Source organism: Nitrospira sp. (assembly GCA_029194535.1).
Lineage (GTDB): Bacteria > Nitrospirota > Nitrospiria > Nitrospirales > Nitrospiraceae > Nitrospira_C.
On sequence record JARFXR010000001.1, the window covers coordinates 1,322,763 to 1,343,241 of the forward strand.

A 20,479-nucleotide genomic window follows, 5' to 3' on the forward strand; every position below is an offset into this window, starting at 1 on the left:
GGAGCGGTATGTCGAAGCGATCAGGATGGCGAGTGGGATACGGTTACGACGTGCATCCGCTGGGGGTCGGACGCAAGCTCATCCTGGGGGGCGTGGAGATTCCTCACGACAAAGGCCTGTTGGGGCATTCGGATTCCGACGTGCTCGTACACGCTGTCTGTGATGCCTTGCTGGGTGCGATGGGAGAAGGAGATCTGGGGCGGCACTTTCCGAGTTCCGATCCGAAGTACAAGGGTATTTCCAGTCTCAAGTTGCTGGAGGACGTCATCTCCAAGCTCAAGAGCAAGGGGTATCGAATCGGCAACATCGACACGGTGATCGTCGCGCAGGCGCCCCGCCTGGGGCCTCATTTGTCGGCCATGCAGAAGAGGTTGGCCGAGGTCTCCGGGATTGATCCGGATCTGGTCAACGTGAAGGTGAAAAGCGGAGAAGGGCTCGACGCGGTCGGGAGAGAAGAGGGCATGACGGCGCACGCCGTTTGTTTGATTGAGCCCGCGTGACCGGCGTACACTGAGCGTCATGTTCAAGGCCATCCGACAGGACCTGCAGGCGGTCTTCGATCGAGACCCGGCGGCCACCAGCCGCATGGAGGTCATCGTCACGTACGCCGGTTTTCATGCTCTGGTGGCCTATCGCCTCGCGCATTGGCTGAAGGTCTACAATGTGCCCTTCATTCCCCGGTTGATTTCTCAAGTCGCTCGCTGGGCCACCGGTATCGAGATCCATCCGTCAGCCAGGATCGGAACCGGCTTCTTCATCGATCACGGTATGGGAGTGGTCATCGGTGAGACGGCGGAGATCGGCGACCATGTGACCTTGTTCCAGGGAGTGACGCTTGGCGGCACCGGGAAAGAGCGCGGCAAACGTCATCCGACCTTGGGCAATCACGTTTTGGTGGGAGCCGGCGCCAAGATTCTCGGCGGGATTACGATCGGAGACAACGTGAAGATCGGCGCCAATTCCGTCGTCCTCAAGAGCGTGTCCCCGAATTCGACGGTCGTGGGGGTGCCGGCGCGCGTGATCAAGACCCAGGGAGACCGGTTGCCGGACGCGACGATGGACCAGACCAACCTGCCCGATCCGATCAGCGATCGGTTCCTGGCTCTTGAGCAGGAACTAATCCAGCTACGCAAGAAGCTCGAAAATCGCGATAACCCTCCTTCGCGATCATAACCCACCGCTTCGCGCACATCGTTCACGGTTTCGTGCTACAAGCCAAACAGGTCAGCGGGGCGCGAGAAAACCCGCGCCCCGTTCCTCGCCTCAACTTGAGAGACAGCTGCTCATAAACTGTTTCCGCTCCTCTCCCGCAAGCTTCTTCTGTCCCGCCTCTTTGTTGCACGTCTTCATCTTTTCCTGCTGAGCCGTTTTTCCCCCCTTGCCGGACTTACCCGACAGGCATGTCTTCATAAACGCTTGCCTGGCCTCTCCCTTGCCTTCGCCCGATAATCCCTTTTCGTCGGCCGCTGCGTTGCAGGCTTTCATCTTGTTCTGCTCCGGAGGCGCGGCTCCGCCGGTCTGGGCGAGTCCCAAGGCGGCCACGAAACACGACAGCACGATCAAACCGGTGATCTTCATCGGCGGCACTCCTTTGTGAGTAGGTGAACGGCGCGGATGGCGTCCGCCTCGTTCCTGTCTGCGACTACGAGGCGCCGTCGGAAGGCGCGGTCGCCGTTCAGAGACGATGCGGACACATCATCAGCCCGCATTATTCACGAGAGTTCGTAACGAAACCGCCAAGACGCTACGCGAGACGGGCGCGCGGAGCATACCGCACTTCGTGTGGTCCGGCGGCTCATGCGGCGAAGCCGTTGTTCCTTGCGCCGCCGGAGAGATACCGTCGGCTGTCCGAGCTTGTCGCGGCGGCCTATCGGCGGTTGCAGAAGAAGTCATCGTGAATAATGCGGGTTAGGCGGCGCCACTATAGCAAAGCTTCTGGAGACTGTCTGCAGAACAGGCGCAGATTTATTGGTGGTAATCGACGTGCAGCAGAAACAGGCCGTGAGCCGGGGCGGTTCGTCCGGCCTTCGTGCGGTCTTTCGCCGCAAGCATTGCGGGTATTTCCTCGGCACTGCGTTGCAGATGGCCCACTTCCACCAGCGTCCCCACGATAGCGCGAACCATGTGTTTGAGGAAGCGGTCGGCGTAAGCTTGAATATGCAGGTAATCGCCCTCGCGGTAGATCGACAATCGTTGAAGCCGGCACAGGGGATCCTCATTGTCGGTCAGCGACCCTTCGAACGACGTGAAGTCATGTGAACCGGTCAGCAAGGAGGCGGCTCGTTGCATCGCCTCGACGTCCAGAGGCTTGTGGATATGCCAGACGTGATGCCGGTCGACGGCCGAACGAGTCGGACGGTTGAGAATGCGGTATTCGTACAATTTACCGCTGGCCGCGTAACGCGCGTGGAAACCGTCCGGCATGATCTCAGCCGACCGGACCGCGATGTCCTTGGGCAACCTCGCGTTCATACCCTTGAGCCACTCTCGCGAGGTCCAGTCTCTGTCGATGCGGAAACTGGCGACCTGTCCCAATGCATGGACGCCGGCGTCGGTGCGCCCGGCTCCGACGATCGAAACCTCGGTCTGTGTCAGAAGGTGCACGGCGGTTTCGAGGGCTTCTTGAATGGTCGGATGGTCCGGCTGCCGCTGCCAGCCGGCATAGGCGGTGCCGTCGTACTCGACGATCAGTTTGACGGTGGCCATGGGATCAGTGGCGCAGCGGGCCGCCGGTCATCGAAGCGGCTGCTTGGAAGCCGCCAGGTATGCCCGCACACCTTCATGCAGCGATTCGGCGACGCGGGTGGTGAACGTATGGTTACGAAGCAGCTCTTCCTCCGCCGAATTGGAGATGTAGGCGATCTCCGCCAGGATGCTCGGCATGCTCGTGAAGCGCAGGACGTAAAAGGGCGCCGTCTTGACGCCATGATCGACCAGTGAATAGTGGCCGTTGAGATGTGTAATCATCGCTTCCTTGGCGGTCCAGGCCAGTTCCAATGACGCTTCGATCTTCCTGGTCGTCAGGAGATCCGCCACCAGGTATTCCCATCCGACTCCCGTGCTGCTCAGCGGCGTGCCGTTTTCCCGGGCCGCCACCTCGAGCGCCCGCTGATCCTTGGCTTCACCGAAGTGATAGATTTCGATGCCGCGCACGGAGCGCTGGGGATGGGAATTAACGTGGATCGACACGAAGAGATCCGCTTCATGGCCGTTGGCGAACTTCGCCCGGTCTTCCAATTCCACGAAGATATCACGGTCCCGCGTCATGACGACGCGCAGCCCCGGCTCCTTTGCGAGCAGATCACGCAGTTTGAGCGCCACTTTGAGCGTGATGTCCTTTTCCTCCGTCCCGCGTTGGCCGTGCGCGCCCGGGTCTCGGCCGCCGTGTCCAGGATCAATCACCACCGTCGTGAAGGGCTTGGCTCGCGGCGGGACTGGCTGAACAGGCGGGGAGAACGGCGGAGGCGTTTCTTCCACGGCATCGGGAGCGGGCAAGCCTCCGGCCTGCTTTGAGGGTACGACGTCGACGACCAACCGAGGAGGATTCGAGAGGGACAGCAGTTTGTAGGACTGAAACGTGCCGGCGGGCAGTGCGATCGAAACGGCCTTGTCGGAGGTTTGCGCAATGACAAAGGGCTTGGCCAGCAGGCCTCGAGCGAGTTTGGCTTGAGCGGACTTGCCCAGCGTGGCGCGCGGGATTTCAATGACGACGCCTTCCGCCTGCGGCGCCGGTCTGGCGGGGGTGCGGGTGACGTGGTCGAGGTCCAGAACCAACCGGGTCACATCGGAAGAGACGGCCGTGCGGAGGTTTTGAATGGTCGTGATGCCGATCGTGGTCGGCGTCATGCTGATGCGCGAGTTACGGCTGCGTTTGGAGGTGCTTGGTTGATCCTGGAGGGAACGATGGGTTTCAGCCAGGGCTGTGGGGGAACCGGGTGTGTCGTAGCAGCCCGGACCGGTCAAACTGATCGTGACGGCGATGACGAGAGCGCGCCAGAGAGCCAACGGCATGACGAAGCTCAACACAATGAGAATGTCATCTATGTCTCAGAAGTTCAACGACTTGTCAAGGGTACGGGCAGAACGCGCGTGGTCGCCGCGGTTGACAGCCCGCGACCTCGCGCGTAGGGTTTGCCCATGCCGGTACACCTTATCATCGACGGGTACAATCTGCTCGCCGTGATGGGCGGGCAGGCTCGCTGCGACGGCCCGCGTTCGTCATCGGGTCGCGACAACTTGGTGAGGGATCTGTCGGCCTATCGGCGCCGAAAAGGGCATGCGGTGACGGTGGTGTTCGACGGTTGGCACTCGGGGCAGCTCTTTGAGGGGCGCGAGCATCGTTTGGGAATCCAGATCATCTATTCGAAGCGGGGAGAGCGGGCCGACCAGGTGATTCAACGGCTCGCGAAGGAGTTCGAGTCGGATTGCGCGGTCGTCAGCTCCGACCGCGAAGTCACCGACTATGCGCGAGCCCAGGGAGCATTCGTGATGGAGGCTCGGGAATTTGCCGAAAAGCTGTTATCCGCTGCGGTCACGGGGGTGGCACACAAGGAATTGGACCCGGGAGAAACGTATCCTGTGCGACGTGGTCCGGAGAAGCGGGGCAACCCCAGAAAACTTCCGAAGTCGGCACGCCGTCGAGGACGGCAGCTCAGGCGATTTTGAACAGCCGCTTGGCGTTTTCACTGGTGATCCGCTCGATGTCGTCGAGGGTCAGACTCGCCTGTTCTGCATGCAATGTCGCCAGTTGTTTGGCGACCAGCGAGACGTAGGCCGGTTCGTTTCGCTTCCCTCGGTGCGGCACGGGAGTCAGGTACGGACAGTCCGTTTCGATCAAGAGGCGATCGAGCGGCGTCTGTCTTGCGATGTCCCGCAACATGGATGCGTTGCTGAAGGTCAGGATTCCGGAAAACGACAGGTAAAATCCAAGATCCAGCGCGTCCTTGGCCAGCCACGCATCTCCGGAAAAGCAGTGGAAAACTCCCCCGATCTCCGAGGCCTGTTCCTCCCGCAAGATCTGAACGGTGTCTTCTTGCGCTTCTCTCGTATGAATGATCACGGGCAGGCGCAGTTCTCGTGCAAGTCGAACTTGTTCACGAAATCGATCGCGCTGCTGCCGGGGCGATGAATGGTTGTAGTGGTAGTCGAGCCCGATTTCGCCGTAGGCGACCACCTTCGGGTCGACGGCCAGTCGGCGGAATTCATCGTACCAGCCATCGTCGATATGTTTGACCTCGTGGGGATGCACGCCGATCGACGCGTAGACCGACTCATATCGTCCAGCCAAACCGACCGCCGCCCGGCTGGTCGCCAGATCGCAGCCGATGGTGATGGAGGTCCCGACACCGGCTTCGCGAGCGCGGACCATCGTCGCGTCGCGATCCGCATCGAATCGGGGATCGTCGAGGTGCACATGAGTATCGATGAGCATGGATCCGGTTCCGGCGGGGCTGGTGGGGGTGGGGCCGGTATTGCCTAGGCAGGTCTGGCCACAATCGCGTCGGCCAGTTCCGCAAGCAACTGTTCGGTCTCTTCCCACCCGAGACAGGCGTCGGTAATGGAGACTCCGTGGGTCAGCGCTTTCCCCTCTTGCCAGGTCTGCTTGCCAGGGAACAGATTGCTCTCAAGCATCAGACCCATGATGGAGGAGCGGCCGTCCTGAAACTGGCGGACCACCTCACGGGCGACCAATGCTTGTCGCCGATGGTCCTTGCTGGAGTTGTCGTGCGAGCAATCGATCATGATGGGGCGTGCGATGCCTTCGCCGGCCACCGCAGCCTCGGCCTTTCCCACATGCTCGGCGTCATAGTTCGTTTTCCCGCCGCCTCCCCGAAGCACGATATGCCGGTCGGGGTTGCCCAAGGTCTTGATGATGGAGGTCTGCCCGTCGGCGTTGATCCCGACGAAGTGATGGGGCGTCCGGGCCGAGATCATCGCGTTGACCGCCACCTGCAGACTGCCCTCCGTGCCGTTCTTGAAGCCGACCGGCATGGAGACTCCGCTGGCCATTTCCCGATGGGTCTGGCTCTCCGTCGTCCTCGCACCGACGGCGGTCCAGCTGATGAGATCGGCGATGTATTGCGGGCTGATCGGATCAAGCAGCTCCGTCGCGCAGGGGAGACCTCGTCGGTTGATCTCAAGCAGGATCGTTCGGGCCAATTCCATCCCGGTGGCGATGTCGCACGTGCCGTCCAGATGGGGATCGTTGATGAGCCCTTTCCATCCGACGGTGGTCCTGGGCTTTTCGAAGTAGGTGCGCATGACGATGAGCAGCCGGTCGCGCAAGGCATCCGCCGTCACGTTAAGCCGGTCGGCATACTCATAGGCGGCATCCGGATCATGGATCGAGCAAGGACCGACGATCACGACAAGACGGTCACGATCGGTGCCATGAAGGATTCGGCGGATCGCCTCTCTGGTTTCGACCACGAGGGCTGCCGCCTGATCGCTGATGGGCAGCTTGGTCTTGATGGCGCGAGGGGAAGGCAACGCCTTGATTTCTATGACGTGCTGGTTATCGAGCGGTCGGTTCATGGCGTGGTGGCAGGTTCGGCCAAAAGGTTAGTAGGGTGGTGCAGCATAACGAAATGTTGAGGAAATGTCCACTGGTCAGTCCATAAGTGATTGAAGTCTTAGCCGTAATACTCAACAAGCCACTCTAATTTGACAGACTTCCGATCATTGTGCTACAGACTGCGCCCTCCATGGGCCTTATTTCCTCGCAAGAGCCACGAAACGGACTGCTGCACAGTGGGCTATCGGTTTGGCTTGTGCTGTTGCTGCTCACGATGGCCCCGTTTGCCGTCGCTCAGGATGTTCACCACGAGCTGGCAGCGGCGGACGACGATGGGCATGAGCATTCGGATGCCGACCTCTGCCAATGGGTGCAACACCATACCTCGGGTTCACTCGATTTCAGCGAGCCGGTTTTCACCGTTTGGGAACTCGTCGGCCATTGCGAGGTCCCGGCTCAGTCGGCTCTTCTCTCCGTTGAGTTTTCCTCCGTCGGTCCTTCTCGGGCGCCTCCTCACGTCTGATTGCCGGTCATCGCGGGGGACGCTGGTTCGGCTCGTCGGGCCGGCCGCTGCTCCCGATTCGATTGCATTCATCGGCGTCGGAGGAAGTGGCGATGCGTCGCCTTGCACCCGTTCATACCTGTCTGCACGTCTGTCTGGCGGTCTCTCTATCGAGCGTCGTCGCAGGATCCTTTTCCACGGCGTCTCTACATGCGGAGGAGACGCCGCCCATGCGGGTCATCACCGGGGCGGTCCAAAATCAGGATTTGCGTCGGGTGGATCAGGCGATCGTGCAGGTTCGCGATCAAGAAGGGAACGTCGTGACGCAGGGCGTCACGAATCAGGCCGGCGAGTTTTCCCTGACGGTGGCTGAGGACGGCTTCTTTTCGATCAGCGCAGTGCAGGATACGTACAAGAGCGAGTATGTGGTGGTGAAGGTCGGAACCGAGCAACCCGCTTCGGTGACGCTTACCCTGTCGATGACGCAGGAAATCGCGCTAGAGATCGTGTCTCCGTTGCCGGCCATCCAGTCCAAGGCGTCCAGTACCACCTACCAATTGAGCCGGAAAGAGGTGGAGCTGCTGCCTCGCGGCAACAACAACGAGGTTCACGACGTGCTGATGACGATTCCCGGCGTCGCCTATGGAGCGTTGAAGCAAACGCACATCCGTCAGGACCATGCGAACCAGCAGTTCCGCATCGACGGCATTCCCATCCCCGACACGGTCACGGGGGCGTTCGCGGATATCGTACCCCCGCGTGCGTGGGAACGATCGGACATCATCCTGGGCGGCATGGAAGCGCAATATGGGAACAAGACCGCCCTCATTCTCGACATCACCAGCAAGAGCGGAACCAAACCGGGATTCGGATCCGTTCAAGTATTCGGCGGCTCCAACGAAACAGTGAACCCATCATTCGAATACGGAGGGACTATCGGCGAGAAAGCCAGGTTTTATGTCCTCAACAGCTATCTTACGACCAACCGGGGCATCGAGCCTCCGACATTGGGGCGGCCGAGCTACCACAATCAGAGCGAAAAGAATAACACCTATCTCCGCGGGGATTATCAGCACGATAATCGGAATAACTTCAGCTGGATTTTCCTCGGCTCCGTGGCGAAATACCAGATTCCGACGATACCGGGTCTCGAGGCCAACGGCGACGTGCTGGCGCTGCTGCCGGCCGGATTTGTCCCGGCGGCGTCGCAGTCCGTCAATCAGTTTCAGAAGGAGAATAATCAATACAGTCAGTTGGTATGGCGGCATGACGTGAACGCGAGCAATTTCTTCGGGCTGGGATTTTATTTCCGACGCGGTGTGGCGGACTTCCAGACCGATGCGTTGAACGCACTGGCCTATGCGGACGACGTCGATACGGCACAGACGGCCAGCCAGAAGCGCACGGCCTATTCTGGCGGCCTGCGCTTGGATCATACGTGGGTTCCCAATAGCCAGCATCTGGTGAAAGGTGGGATCCAGATCGACTACAGCCGGGCGGACAATTCGTCGCAGCTGTTCGCCTTCGAGACGAGCGGCGGCGCGCCGGTCGGGCCGGTCGTCTCCCGAGAAGCCTCTAACACCAACATTCAAACGAGGCAGGAGTTCTGGCTCCAGGATCAGTGGAGTCCGAATGAGCACTGGACGCTGAACTTGGGCCTGCGAGGTGATGCGATTCAGGGATTCTATAACGAAGGCCAGGCCAGCCCGCGTATCGGCGTCACGTACAAACACAATCCATCGAACGTGTTTCACGCCTACTACGGGCGGCTCTTCACGCCGCCGAACATTGAACAGGTCGCATTTGTGAATCTCAACACGCAAAACACCACGGCGGCACCGGACGATCCGACGGGGTTTCGCCCCCGATCGGAGCGCGCGCACTATTTTGAAGTGGGGAGTTATCACGCCCTCAACGACTATGCCACGCTGGAGGTGGCGGGGTACTACAAGCTCTCCCGATATCTGTCGGACGCAGGACAATTCGGCTCAACCCCCTTAATGAACTTTTTCGCGTTCGAGCAGGGATGGCAGGCCGGGATCGACGGGGCCTTGAAAGTGCAGGTCGGGGAGAACCTGACGGGGCGCGGGAACGTCTCCTATGGGCAGTGTAAAGGCTATGGATTGCAGTCGGGGCAGTTTCTGCTCGATCAGGCGGAGATCGACGACATCAACTCGGCAGGCGGCGTCTTCTGCGACCACTCCCAGTTCGTGACCAGCAACGCCGTGCTGAGCTATAGGCTGTGGGAACGGACGACGATCTCGGGACAGATGTTGTACGGCTACGGCCTGAGGACGTCCGAAGTGGGCGCGAAGACGAATTCCTCGCATGAGCCGTCGTACACCGTCTATAATGCATCGATCACCCACGTGGTTCCCTTGCCCTGGGAGAACCAAAAGATATTGCTGGGCTTCGATCTGATCAATCTGTTCAACGAGCAATATTTCTACAACTCGGGAGAAGGCAGCATCGGCCTCGGAATCGCGCACGCGGGCATGCCCCGGTCGTTCTTCTTTCGCGCCCAGTGGTTTTTTTGATGAATGATGCTGAATACGACTGCCAGCTTTGTGTCCTGGCCCTCAAACCCCTCCACGTACGAGGCAGAGTACGCGTCGGGGTCCTCGGGCCTTGCGGCCTTGCTGGAGAGCCGTTTTGAGCATTATTACACTTTAGAATTCTTGAATCCTATGTGGATTTTCAAATGTCTTGTGTTGCTATCGATCTGGCTCGCGCCGGCCGCCGCGTTCGCGGTGGCTGGTGATGATGCCACGCATCAAAGCGATCACGAGGAAGACGTCGTGGAACTCCCGGAAGTCCATGTCCATGGCGTTCCGCTCAACAAGGACCAGCAACTCGGACCGGTGCCGAAGTCCACGCCTTGGCCCCGAATTCCTCCCGCGCTCGAAGGCACCGTCATCGACGATTGGATGAAAGCCCGGGTGTTGGTCTCCAAGGACGCCAAGTCGACGGTCATCGTGCTGGAGCCTGCCAAACATCGGGAGTTGACCCAGGCCGGCATTGCGGCGCTCAATAAGTGGACCTTCGAGCCGCAGATGAAGGGAGATGATCCCGTTGACGGTGAACTGACGGTCCGCATTCACTTCCGCAGCCGGTGAGGAGGTTGAAACCAGAGCGTTCCCAATATCGCTGATTGTCCTGCCTCGTGTTAAGATGCCCGCGTGAGTTGGGATGAATCCCTGTTCCGGACCGTCAACGGCCTCGCCGGACGATCGGGTATCTTGGACTGGCTGGCGCTCACGCTGTCCTCTCCCGATCTTCTCTGGGTTCCCGCCATCATGCTGGGAGGCTACTGGCTGTGGCTGTCTCGGCAGGAAATGATCATCGCCGCCCCTCTGTTGGGCGCCGTGATCGGCATCGCCGATTTTCTCGGTGCCCGTATTAAGGGGTTGGTGGCCCGGCCGCGACCGTGCGTCGCGCTGCCGGATATTCATCAGATCCAGGCCTGCGGAAAGGCGTTCGGCTTTCCCTCCAACCATGCGATCAACACGGCCGCCGCCGCTGCCTTCCTTCACGTGTTGTACCCTCGGTCGGCCTGGGTCAGCTGGCCGCTCGTGGCCATGATCGGCTTGGCGCGAGTCTTCATCGGCGCTCATTATGTGACGGACGTGCTGGCGGGCTGGCTGCTGGGCGGTCTGTTCGGGGCGGCGACGGCCTGGGCGCTCCTCCAATGGCCGAGATTTCGGCGTCGTGCGCTTTCCTCCCCCTCTTCTACCGGTGTCGCCGCGAAACGGTGAGTCAGTTTTTGGTCGGCAGTTCGATGCAAGCCAGGAGACCGGCCACGCAGCGATCCACCTCGTAGTTGCGCCCGATCATCACGACGGCGTGATTCGGTTCATCCAGCAACATGACCGGCGTGATGGTGGCGGATCCCGGCGGCGCATACTGTAATTCCTGCAGGTCCGGCTCGCCGGAAAAGCGGAAGAATCCCTTTGCCCTCTCCAATGCCTTGGGCAGCGTCTCTACCCATTCCAGCAGCCGTTCGCGGTGTAGAGCACCGGAGAGCCGAACGGTGGTGGCCATGGGATGGTAGGACTCACGAGTCTGTATGCCGAGAGGCCGCTCCTTACCGAAGCGGACATTGGTCGGGGTCGGTTTGAGCGCGGTACGAGGAGCCAGGAGCGTTCCCGGATCAATTCGGGCCTGCGTGGTTTCCCAGAGCCGAGCGAACGGATTGTCTCGGACGATCGACTCTTTGAACTGTTCCCAATGCCCCGGGATGTACAGGTCCCGCTTGTTCAGAATCAGCTCATCCGCGCATCGAATCGCCTGGGACGTCACGAACCGACTGGAGTGGCTGTGATCCTCTGCGACGGGATGGAGCAGCGCGATGACTCGTTCGAGCGATGCGAGCCGGGACGTATAGAGGTCGGTGACGGCGTCCACGACTTCGACCGGATCCGCCAAGCCCGAGCATTCCAACACGATCAAGTCCGATTCATGATCGTGAACCAGCTGCGCGATGCCCCAGGAGAGATCTTCCTTCGTATCGCAGCAGACGCATCCGCCGGCTAGATTCATCACCTGTTCGGCGATGGTGCCGGCGCGCGGCCCGTCGATGCTGATCTCGCCGGCCTCGTTCATGAGGACGCCCGCTCGTTTGCCGGTTGACTTCCAATGTTCGAGGAGGCGCATCAGGAGCGTGGTCTTGCCCGCCCCCAGAGATCCGCACAACAGATAGAACGGCACCGGCGAAGGCATCATGGCATCGGGTCAGTGGATGACGTGGACGGATGCGACGCTCGGGTGGTGTCCCGCCAATGTGTTGAGATTGCAGTGCATCGCATTCGGATGAGCGCAGCTGGTCTCCAACTGGATCGTCATGTGTTTGATCCCGAAGTCTCCGGTGATCCGGTCACGGATCGTCTTCAGCAACGATGTGGTGTCGGCGGTATCTTCTCCCTCGATCAGAATGTGACAGGTGAGCATGATCAGCCGAGGTTCGATGGCCCAAATGTGGAGATCGTGGACGTTGACCACGCCCTGGATCGATTCGATTGTCGCGGCGACGCTCGAGGCGTTGATGCCGGGCGGAGTCGATTCCAACAGCACCTCCAACGATTCTTTGAAGATCGGCCAGGCCCCGTGAACGATGGCGGCCACGACGAAGATGCTCATGAGAGGGTCGAGCACGGTCCAGCCCGTGAGCAGGATGGCTCCGCCGCTCACGATCACGCCGAAGGACACCCAGGCGTCGGCCAGCATGTGCCAGAAGGCACTGCGGATGTTGAGGTCGTCCTTGGCGCCCTGTTGAAGGAGCAGGGCGATGCCCAAATTGGCGGCGAAACTCACGGCAGCGATGCCCATCATCCAAGCGCCGTCGACGACGACCGGTTCGAACAGCCGTTTGAGGCCGATGAGCAGGATACCGCAGGCGGTCACCAAGAGAATGAACGAGTTCAGAAAGGCGGCGATCATCCCGGCGCGATGATAGCCGAAGGTTCGAGATTCCGTGGCGGGCCTCGAGGTCAGGAGATGGGCGTACAAAGCGAGAAACAACGACCCCTGGTCGACGAGATTGTGGCCTGCGTCGCTCATGAGTCCCATGCTGTTCAACAGCCACCCTCCGGCGAATTCGCCGACGATGATGACAGCATTCAATCCCAGAGCGAGGTGCAGGCGGGCACGAAGATGGTGATAGGCGGTCGGTGTGCTCACGTGCATAGTGTCGCACGCGCACGCATTCGCGGCAAGTGCTGCGGCAAGTGCTGGGGTGCCCGTCTCAACACAGAGAGGGGTGCGCAACATCAAGACGGCTTGGAAGGTTGGCGCAGGGAGGGAACTTCGAATACGAACACATTGTTCTTGGCGAACAACAAGGTCATCGAACCGGGCAGGCGCTTGAGTCGTTGATCAAGAAGGGGGCCGTCCGTGCCATCAAAGGCCAGGACGTGATAGGCATCGTGAAGACGTTTGAACTCCCTCGTGTTGAGCACGACATGCGTAATTCCTTCCGCTCGTAAGTGATCCACAACTTGATCGGCCGAGGTTGCGTCCTTCAACCAGACGGCCAGCGGATGCTCGTGAAAGGGATATGGGGCCAGGGTGGACCGCTCGAAATAGAACGGCCGAGATTCTCCGATGAACAGCAGGCGTGCATCGGAGGGAACGTGTGCGCGGACATATTGTGCCGACTCGAAATGATCCACGGTTCTCGACAGGTATTCCGAGCGGGATTCTCGACCAAGGACAATCTGGTCCGATGAAAAGACATCGGAATGTTGTGTGATGAAGCGGTCCGTTCCCATGATGCCGAGCGTCGTGAACGCGAGCATGGCGGCGGCCTGGACAGGTGGGCGACATCTCAGGGTGAAGGCCGAGATCAACGTGAGTCCGAGCATGAACGTCGGAGCAAAGAAGCGAACCGTTGTTGAAGTCAGAATCCAACAGGCTCCTGAAACGATGACAAAGACGCTGACGGCCCGGGCGATCCGCTGCACGCGCCCTTCGCTCCGTAGCAGCATCGTCCACATGGGCAGAGTCAACATGAGACATAACCCCAGAACGGCGATGAGCCCGACATCGGATGCGGATCCGAACCGCTCGGGGTAAGCGACCAGGTCGTACGGCAGGCGAAGCCATGCCCCAAGCTCAGACGCGTCCGCGAAATGAGGAAGATCCTGCTGCAATAACTTTTCGCTCGTGTCGGTCCAGTACCGGCTGCCAATCCATTTGTATCCGAGCGGGTACAGCGGGTTGCCGGTCAGCGCCCACGAGCGGATCCACCATGGGGCGGCGCAGCCGATTCCGAGCGCGGCGGCGGCAACGACGGATCGCAACGGCCAGCCGACCATGAGTGCGGCAAGCCCTGAGGCGAGGATCCAGGATGGTCCGGAAAGTTTCACCGACATGACAAATCCCCAGAGCAGTCCGACCGCAATCCAATCGGCCCGCAGAGAGGGCGCTAGGATCAGCGCCAACGAAGCAAGCACGCCGAATGTCAGAGAGCATTCGGCAAAGGGCAGCGTGCCAAGAAAGAACACCGTTGCCGAAGACGAGAACGTGCCAGCCAGGAGCAACCCTAGCTTCCGTTGACTCAAGGGGTGTATCGCCTCTACGAGGCCCCAGGCCGCGATCCAGATTCCGAACCACAATGCGAGATGCAGAGCCCGCGCTCCCAACTCTCCTCCCACGGCCAGTCCCCATCCAAGCAAGAGATCAGAGAGGTGGGGCATCAAGGTAAACCATGACCAGGGAGAGGCGGGCAGGTTCCCCGTTCGGAGTGCGGATTGAGGAATCGGCAGATGGTAGGCCAGTTCATCGTAGAACGCTGGAGGAACGGTTCCCCATAGCCAAGCGACGGTCCAGACGAGACCGATTCCTATCCCGCCGACGAGGATGCCCGTGTCGATGCGGAGCGTGCGCCATTTACCGGTTTGAATCAGCGAATAGCAGCCCCAGCCGCAGGCGATCATCACCAGTATGCCCGTCCAGGGGTATACGCCGCTGAGCCCCAAGAGTGTCGCCGCTATTCCGATGAGAGACACGCCGATTGCGAGTCGCCGCGTCAGCCCTACCATCGGTAAATGCCGTGGAATAGGAGGCACATGAGATCCTGCGATCTGTACGGCGAATTGACCGGCTCCGTACGCAGCCAGCAGAAAGGAGGCGGGAATCATCACCAATGGAAGACGCACCGCGTCGATCAACGCCGTTCCGACCACAACGATCATGGTGGCGAGGAGGAAGACGGAGACAGCCGGAGATCCGGCCTGCACTGGAGTACTCGTCTCTGTCTCTGTGCCGGTGCGTTGCACGGTTCAGACTCTTGTTCTGTGAGGCGTTCGGCGAGGAGCGATCTGCCGCAGCATCGAAGTCGAAACGACCCAGGACCGTGACAGGGAATGACATGATGACTGTACGGCGTCTGAGGTGAGGTTCCCGTGAAACAGAAGGAATGTCAATCAAATCGGGGATCCTATGTCGTTTTCGGAAGCAGATGTTGCCGATGCCATGCGATCTGGCCGCAGGGGTGTACTTCCGTCGTGGGGCGTGCAAACTCGGCGGGCGTGAACCGATGCGAGAGTGGCGCTGGGCGGCCGATCCGATGCCGGATCCGCGGCGGGTCGTCTCCCGTGAAATCGATCTGCTACCCGGAAGGCAGAATTCTGAACGCGCGGGTTCCTGTTCGCCTCGCCGACGGACTCGATGTTCGCAAGATGAATGGGGGAAGCGTGCCCTGGCCCATGGAATGCTCATAGCGAAGGCCGGGATCGGCGGTGTTGAACGGAAGGCGGAGTGTCGTACGAACGTCGGTTTCCAGTCGGTCGCGCAGCTCGACAAGCCGCTCGCTGCTCAGGTGATCGGTGTAGACGAAGGCCGTGTAGTGTCCCGGCGCTCCTTTATAGTAATCAGCGACGTGACGGTAATCCACCTCGACGCTGTGGAGTCGATCCTGAGAGCCTCGGCACGTGTACGTCCAGATGCCGGGAGACGTTTCGTCCGCTTCATCGAAGTAAGGCGTACCCGGATAGGTCGTAATCACGGTAGCGTCAAAGTCATCGGGACCGGTTTCGATGAGCCAGTCGCGTGTCGCCTGGACCGATTCCTCTGATTCGCCTGGGTGCCCGATCGACATCAAGGCCTTGACCTTCAAGCGATGCCGCCGGGCCATGTCCAGGCAGCGGGCGTTTTCTTCGCGCGTCGCCTGCTTCTGGATGTTGTTTAGGATCCTGGGGTGGCCTGATTCGAAGCCTACGAGAATCCATCGGAAGCCCGCCTCGTACATCGCACCTGCCTGTTCGTCCGTGAACAATTCGGCCTTGATGAATCCGCGCAGGCGAAACTCGACTCCCAACCGGTGCTGCGTATTGGCGATCAAGCTCATGAGCGAAACCATCTTGGGATTCACATTGAGCTCATCGTCGTACAGCATGAATCCGGTTACCCCATACGTGTGGTGGAGGTGCACCATCTCGTTCACGATGTGTTCCGGCGACCGTGTGCGGATCCGGCGCAGCGAAGGACTCATCCGACCTCCGCAGAACCCGCAGCCGAACGGGCACCCCAGCTGGGCGATCATCGAGAGGGCTCGTGAGCCGTCGATGTGAAACCGGTAGGACGAGACGTCGATCAGGTGACGAGCCGGAAACGGCAAGCGCTCAAGGGCGGCGTTGGTCAGAAACCGCTGCGACTTCGGGTCATCCCCGTCGATGATCCGGGCAGGAGTCTGCTGAAGAGCTTCCAGCGCGGCGAGTTCGCCGTCTCCGATCACGAGGATATCGAACATGCCCGTCAATTGTTTGACCGCTCGTGACGCGCGTCCAAGGACGCTCCGCTTTCGTTCATGCTTTGCCGCCGCGCAGACGAGGGTGGCGTGCGGTCCTCCCAGGATAATCCGCGCGGTCGGACGCAGCCGGCGGATCATGTGCTGGATTCTGGACGCCGCCGGCATCTGCGGGGTCGTCGCAGTGAGGCCGAAACAGGGCGCGCGGCTGAATTCGAGATGGGCAGCGAGCGCCTCCTCGTAATTGGCGACGCCAGACAGGTCCAGCAACTCCACGGTAACGCCTTCCTGCTCGAGCACGGCCGCGACCTTCAAGATCCCGAGACTCATGAAGACGCGTTCGTCCAACAGAAACAGCGAGGGCGGGATGATGAGGCAAACGTGGTCGATCATGATGACGTCCCGGGGCTATGTCGCGGCATTCCGATAGGCCTCGAGTTTGGCGTCCTCAAAGGACTGGAATCGCCATTTGACAATAGTCCACAGGATGATGACGCCATGGCGCCAGGTGATCTTCTTTCCCTGCGAGTATGTCCGCGGGTTGTATCGAATCGGGACCTCGCGGATGCGCAGGCGCTTCCTCAGCAGCTTGCAGATCAGTTCATTGTCGAACTCGAATCCGGTGGCTTGGATCGGAGTATCGAGCAGATGCGATCGGAGAAACGCCTTGTAGCAGCCTTCGTAGTCCGTGAATCGTTTTCCGTATAGAACGTTCGTCATGCACTGGATCAGCAGGTTTCCGATATAGTGGTTCAGATATGGTGACTTGCCTCTGCCCCAAAACACCGGCCGCTCTCGAAGAAAGCGGGACCCCATTACGGCATCGCATGAGCCGTTCAGGATTGGTTGAATGACGGCCGGGTAGTCCTCGGGGGCATATTCGAGATCAGCATCCTGGAAGACCACGATGTCGCCGGTGGCGGCTCTGATACCGGTTGACAGCGCTGCTCCCTTGCCTGAATTGACTGAATGGCGGATGACCCGGATCCCCGTCAGACAATTGAGGATTCGGGGCGTGCCGTCGTGAGACGCGTCGTCGACGACGATGATCTCCTTGGAAACGGTTCCGAGATCGACGGCGAGGATGCGCCGGACCACCGCTTCGATAGTGTCCGCTTCATTGAATGCCGGAATGATGATCGATAGTTTCATGACGATTTCTGCCGGCGACGCTTCGTGAGCATCTCGTGGCCGGCTGGGGATGTCAAACAAATCAGCTATTTGTCAGCGAGGAGTTGATTCGGATGCGGAGAGGGGACGCGTAGGAGGAGCGCGCATTTAAGGTCGGGGTGCCGGTTTCAATCGTTCGGGCAGGACCGGGTAGGTCGTGGTTCCCATGCCGGAATTTCCTGTGGAGAGATCGGTGGCGATCACGCGCAGCGTGATGCCGTCCGGCGCGTCTTTCACCGTCGGAACAAAGAATGGAGCCTCAAAACTGCTGCTTTCTCCGGAGTAAAACATCTGGAGGCGTTCCACGATGCGCGTGCCGATCAGCACTTCTCCATAAATGTTGATCCGGCGCGAATCCCAGTCCCCGTGTGGTCGGACCAAGGTGCCGGACAGAGTGCGGACCGATGCTCGAAGCTTCACGTCTTCCTTGGCGATGAGCGAGTCGCCCGGCTTCGGACGTTCGATCTGGACGAGATAGCCGTACAGGTGCAGCACGATGCCGTCGTTCGTGAGATCCTGTCCTGGGATAAGAAGGACCGTCTCGCTTGTCCGTTGCATCGAGGCGGGATAGGCGAGCGGCCCCTCCGCCGAAATCTCCACGAGGGTGGGGCGACTCAATTCTAGAGTCGTCGTGAACGCTGCGGAGGGTCGAGAGCTGTAGATCGGTTCCTGCATCGTTCGCGGCGTCCGCATGATCTGATTCTGATCACCGGCCTCGCCTTGCTGGATGCCGGTGGCCAGAATGTGCTTCGTGGTCGCGTCGGTGATCGTGACCTTGGCTCCGCCTACTTCGCGACCAAGGACCATCGCGCCATGGGCGACCACGCGCACGACGATCGTGGTGGCTTTCGGTTCATTGAGATGCGGGTCGGGGGGAGGCTCATCCTCCGCGGGGAGCGACCAACCTGGCCGAGGAATCGCTAGGGCGGCCAGCAGGAGGACTATCGTGCCCGTCGATCTGGTCATTTGACTTTGGTTCCTGGATCGACCTCTTCCAGGATGGTGACGAGCCCCCGCACGTCGCTGTCGCCTGCGGCGAGCACCATCCCTTGCGATTCAATCCCCATGAGCTTCGCCGGCTTCAGATTGGCGACGATGACGATGGTCTTGCCTACCAGGGATTCCGGCTCATATTTCTTGCCGATGCCCGCCACAATCTGGCGCTCTTCCGTCCCCAGCGAGACGCGAAGCTTCAGCAGCTTCTCGGATTTGGGGACCCGCTCCGCCGCGAGAACCTTGGCGGTCTTGAGCTGGATTTTCGTGAACTCGTCAATGGTGATCTGAGCCGAGGCGGGTGGCGCTGGCACCGGCGCCGGCACGGCAGTTGGAGTGGACGCCGCAGCTGAAGGGGCGGCGGTCGGTTGAGACGGTGTTGCAAAGTCGCTCACGGGGCTGCCTCCTTGTGGTTTTGGGTCAACGCGTGGGAAGAGGGGAGACCCCTTGCGGATCTTCGTTCCGGCATGGAGCCCGCCCCACTGGACTGTGTTGCGCAACAACGGCCGGCTGAAATCAACGCTCAGGCCCAACTGCTCTGCGATCTTCTCCGCGGTGTCCGGCATGACCGGGTAGAGATAGAGGCTCAACATACGCAAGCACTCGGCAGCGCTGTACAGGACGGCGTGCAGCTCGGTCTGTTTGCTCGGGTCTTTCGCAAGCTTCCAGGGTTCGTGTTTATCGATAAACGTGTCTGCATCGGAGACTCGGCTCGCGATGAGGAGGAGAATAGTGTTGAACTCAAAACCATCGAACAATGTGTCCAGCCGGTCTCCCAACGTCAGCAGGGATTCCCGTGCATGAACGAGGAGCGGGTATCTGTTCTGCGCATCCTCGCCGTCGAGGTAGTCGTGGGGAACATCCGGGATCCTACCGGCGCAGCTCCGTTCAATCATCGTCAATGTCCGGCTCAAGAGGTTACCGATTCCATTCGCCAGGTCGCTGTTGATTCGCCTCGCCATCCCCTGTTCTGAAAAATCTCCGTCCTGGCCGAAGGGAACCTCTCTGAGCAGGAAATATCGGAAAGGGTCGGCGCCGTAGGCCTCCACCATGCTGTTGGGGTCCACGACGTTGCCGCGGCTCTTGGACATCTTCTCTCCGTCGACCGTCCACCATCCGTGTGCAAAGATGGTTTCCGGCAACGGCAGATTCAACGCCATCAGCATCGTGGACCAATAGACGGCATGGGTGGTGAGAATGTCCTTGCCCACCAGGTGTATGGCGGCGGGCCAGTATCGTCCGACGGACGGCGACGGCAATTTATACTCGAGGGCGGAGAGGTAATTCACCAGTGCGTCGAACCACACGTAGGTGACGTACTGTGCGTCGAACGGCAGCTCGATGCCCCACGACAGCCGGGACTTCGGTCGCGAGATCGAGAGGTCCCCGAGCTTCTGCGTTTGAAGGAAGCCCAAGACTTCATTGCGGCGCGGCTCCGGGCGCACGAAACGATCGTGGGTCTTGATGTAGTCGATCAGTCGATCCTGATATCGCCCCATCCTGAAGAAATAGTTGTGCTCGCTGATCTGCTCGACGGGACGTTTGCAGTCGGGACAGAGGCCGTCGTGGACATCTTTTTCGGTCCAAAATCGCTCGTCGAACGTACAGTACCATCCAGTGTACGAACCTTTATAAATTAGATCTTTGTCGAATAACTGTTGAAGGTATCGTTGAACGATTGATTTATGCGGAACATCGGTCGTTCTGATGAAGGCGTCGTTGGAGATGTTGAGGCGGGTCCAGAGCGTCCGGAACTGCGGCGCGAGGGTGTCGCAATGGTGCTGCGGGTCGATGCCGGCCTTGACGGCGGCCTGCTGAACTTTCTGACCGTGCTCGTCCAGACCGGTGAGGAAAAAGACATCGCGTCCCTTCATTCTTCGGTAGCGAGCCAGCACGTCGGCCGCGATGGTCGTATAGGCGTGTCCGATATGGGGCACGTCGTTGACGTAGTAGATCGGGGTGGTGATGTAAAAGGTGCTTTTGGCGCTCATGGGCAGTGGGCCAGAAGATACCAGGTTGCACGGAACGAAAGCTATGCGGACAGGGACGGGGGACG

The 20,479-nt window shown here is 60.1% G+C and carries 19 protein-coding genes; 7 read left to right on the forward strand and 12 right to left on the reverse strand.

Features of this window, described 5'->3' with window-relative positions; all coding sequences use genetic code 11:
* The first annotated feature begins 8 nt into the window (after window positions 1-8).
* Window positions 9-500, forward strand: coding sequence for a 2-C-methyl-D-erythritol 2,4-cyclodiphosphate synthase (gene ispF, locus P0111_06030; GenBank protein ID MDF0643569.1), 492 nt, complete (start codon window positions 9-11; stop codon window positions 498-500).
* A gap of 19 nt (window positions 501-519) precedes the next feature.
* On the forward strand, window positions 520-1,173 hold the full coding sequence (cysE, locus tag P0111_06035; GenBank protein ID MDF0643570.1) for a serine O-acetyltransferase: 654 nt from the start codon (window positions 520-522) through the stop codon (window positions 1,171-1,173).
* Window positions 1,174-1,263: 90 nt separating this feature from the next.
* Here the strand turns inward: cysE and P0111_06040 are convergent, their stop codons facing one another.
* The 3 genes from P0111_06040 to P0111_06050 form a co-directional block, all read right to left on the reverse strand.
* Window positions 1,264-1,578, reverse strand: coding sequence for a PsiF family protein (locus tag P0111_06040; protein ID MDF0643571.1), 315 nt, complete (start codon window positions 1,576-1,578; stop codon window positions 1,264-1,266).
* 387 nt (window positions 1,579-1,965) lie between these two features.
* Window positions 1,966-2,706 carry a tRNA pseudouridine(38-40) synthase TruA gene (gene truA / locus P0111_06045; GenBank protein MDF0643572.1) on the reverse strand — a complete coding sequence of 247 codons (741 nt, stop codon included), beginning with the start codon at window positions 2,704-2,706 and terminating at the stop codon, window positions 1,966-1,968.
* A 27-nt stretch (window positions 2,707-2,733) separates the two neighbouring features.
* Entirely contained in the window at window positions 2,734-4,011 is a 1,278-nt protein-coding gene (locus P0111_06050; GenBank protein ID MDF0643573.1) for an N-acetylmuramoyl-L-alanine amidase, read from the reverse strand.
* A gap of 126 nt (window positions 4,012-4,137) precedes the next feature.
* Between P0111_06050 and P0111_06055 the strand changes: the two genes are divergently transcribed.
* Window positions 4,138-4,665 carry an NYN domain-containing protein gene (locus P0111_06055; GenBank protein ID MDF0643574.1) on the forward strand — a complete coding sequence of 176 codons (528 nt, stop codon included), beginning with the start codon at window positions 4,138-4,140 and terminating at the stop codon, window positions 4,663-4,665.
* On the opposite strand, the gene P0111_06060 is transcribed toward P0111_06055, so the two are convergent.
* The gene (locus P0111_06060) at window positions 4,652-5,431 is read right to left on the reverse strand and encodes a TatD family hydrolase (protein MDF0643575.1); all 780 of its coding nucleotides are present in this window, start codon (window positions 5,429-5,431) and stop codon (window positions 4,652-4,654) included. The two genes, P0111_06055 and P0111_06060, sit on opposite strands and share 14 nt — an antisense overlap.
* A gap of 44 nt (window positions 5,432-5,475) precedes the next feature.
* Window positions 5,476-6,534 carry a 3-deoxy-7-phosphoheptulonate synthase gene (locus P0111_06065; protein MDF0643576.1) on the reverse strand — a complete coding sequence of 353 codons (1,059 nt, stop codon included), beginning with the start codon at window positions 6,532-6,534 and terminating at the stop codon, window positions 5,476-5,478.
* 170 nt (window positions 6,535-6,704) lie between these two features.
* On the opposite strand from P0111_06065, the gene P0111_06070 reads away from it, so the two are divergent.
* The 4 genes from P0111_06070 to P0111_06085 all read left to right on the forward strand — a co-directional run bounded on the left by P0111_06070 (window position 6,705) and on the right by P0111_06085 (window position 10,771).
* The gene (locus P0111_06070; protein ID MDF0643577.1) at window positions 6,705-7,037 is read left to right on the forward strand and encodes a hypothetical protein; all 333 of its coding nucleotides are present in this window, start codon (window positions 6,705-6,707) and stop codon (window positions 7,035-7,037) included.
* A 92-nt stretch (window positions 7,038-7,129) separates the two neighbouring features.
* Window positions 7,130-9,553 (forward strand): TonB-dependent receptor, encoded by a 2,424-nt coding sequence (locus P0111_06075; GenBank protein MDF0643578.1) that lies wholly within the window; start codon window positions 7,130-7,132, stop codon window positions 9,551-9,553.
* 150 nt (window positions 9,554-9,703) lie between these two features.
* Window positions 9,704-10,132 (forward strand): energy transducer TonB, encoded by a 429-nt coding sequence (locus P0111_06080; GenBank protein MDF0643579.1) that lies wholly within the window; start codon window positions 9,704-9,706, stop codon window positions 10,130-10,132.
* 63 nt (window positions 10,133-10,195) lie between these two features.
* Window positions 10,196-10,771, forward strand: a complete 576-nt coding sequence (locus tag P0111_06085; protein MDF0643580.1) for a phosphatase PAP2 family protein — start codon at window positions 10,196-10,198, stop codon at window positions 10,769-10,771.
* A gap of 1 nt (window position 10,772) precedes the next feature.
* Here the strand turns inward: P0111_06085 and P0111_06090 are convergent, their stop codons facing one another.
* From P0111_06090 to metG, 7 genes are all read right to left on the reverse strand, one after another.
* Complete coding sequence (locus P0111_06090) at window positions 10,773-11,738, reverse strand: GTP-binding protein (protein MDF0643581.1); 966 nt, start codon at window positions 11,736-11,738, stop codon at window positions 10,773-10,775.
* A gap of 9 nt (window positions 11,739-11,747) precedes the next feature.
* Window positions 11,748-12,692, reverse strand: a complete 945-nt coding sequence (locus P0111_06095) for a cation diffusion facilitator family transporter (GenBank protein MDF0643582.1) — start codon at window positions 12,690-12,692, stop codon at window positions 11,748-11,750.
* Between the two features lie 89 nt (window positions 12,693-12,781).
* Window positions 12,782-14,752 carry a hypothetical protein gene (locus P0111_06100; GenBank protein MDF0643583.1) on the reverse strand — a complete coding sequence of 657 codons (1,971 nt, stop codon included), beginning with the start codon at window positions 14,750-14,752 and terminating at the stop codon, window positions 12,782-12,784.
* 371 nt (window positions 14,753-15,123) lie between these two features.
* Window positions 15,124-16,653 carry a radical SAM protein gene (locus P0111_06105; protein MDF0643584.1) on the reverse strand — a complete coding sequence of 510 codons (1,530 nt, stop codon included), beginning with the start codon at window positions 16,651-16,653 and terminating at the stop codon, window positions 15,124-15,126.
* Window positions 16,654-16,668: 15 nt separating this feature from the next.
* On the reverse strand, window positions 16,669-17,412 hold the full coding sequence (locus P0111_06110; GenBank protein ID MDF0643585.1) for a glycosyltransferase family 2 protein: 744 nt from the start codon (window positions 17,410-17,412) through the stop codon (window positions 16,669-16,671).
* A gap of 126 nt (window positions 17,413-17,538) precedes the next feature.
* A complete protein-coding gene (locus P0111_06115; GenBank protein MDF0643586.1) occupies window positions 17,539-18,396 on the reverse strand; it encodes a hypothetical protein in 858 nt (285 codons plus the stop codon).
* A complete protein-coding gene (gene metG / locus P0111_06120; protein MDF0643587.1) occupies window positions 18,393-20,414 on the reverse strand; it encodes a methionine--tRNA ligase in 2,022 nt (673 codons plus the stop codon). The genes P0111_06115 and metG overlap by 4 nt, the downstream gene beginning before the upstream one ends.
* Window positions 20,415-20,479 lie beyond the last annotated feature (65 nt).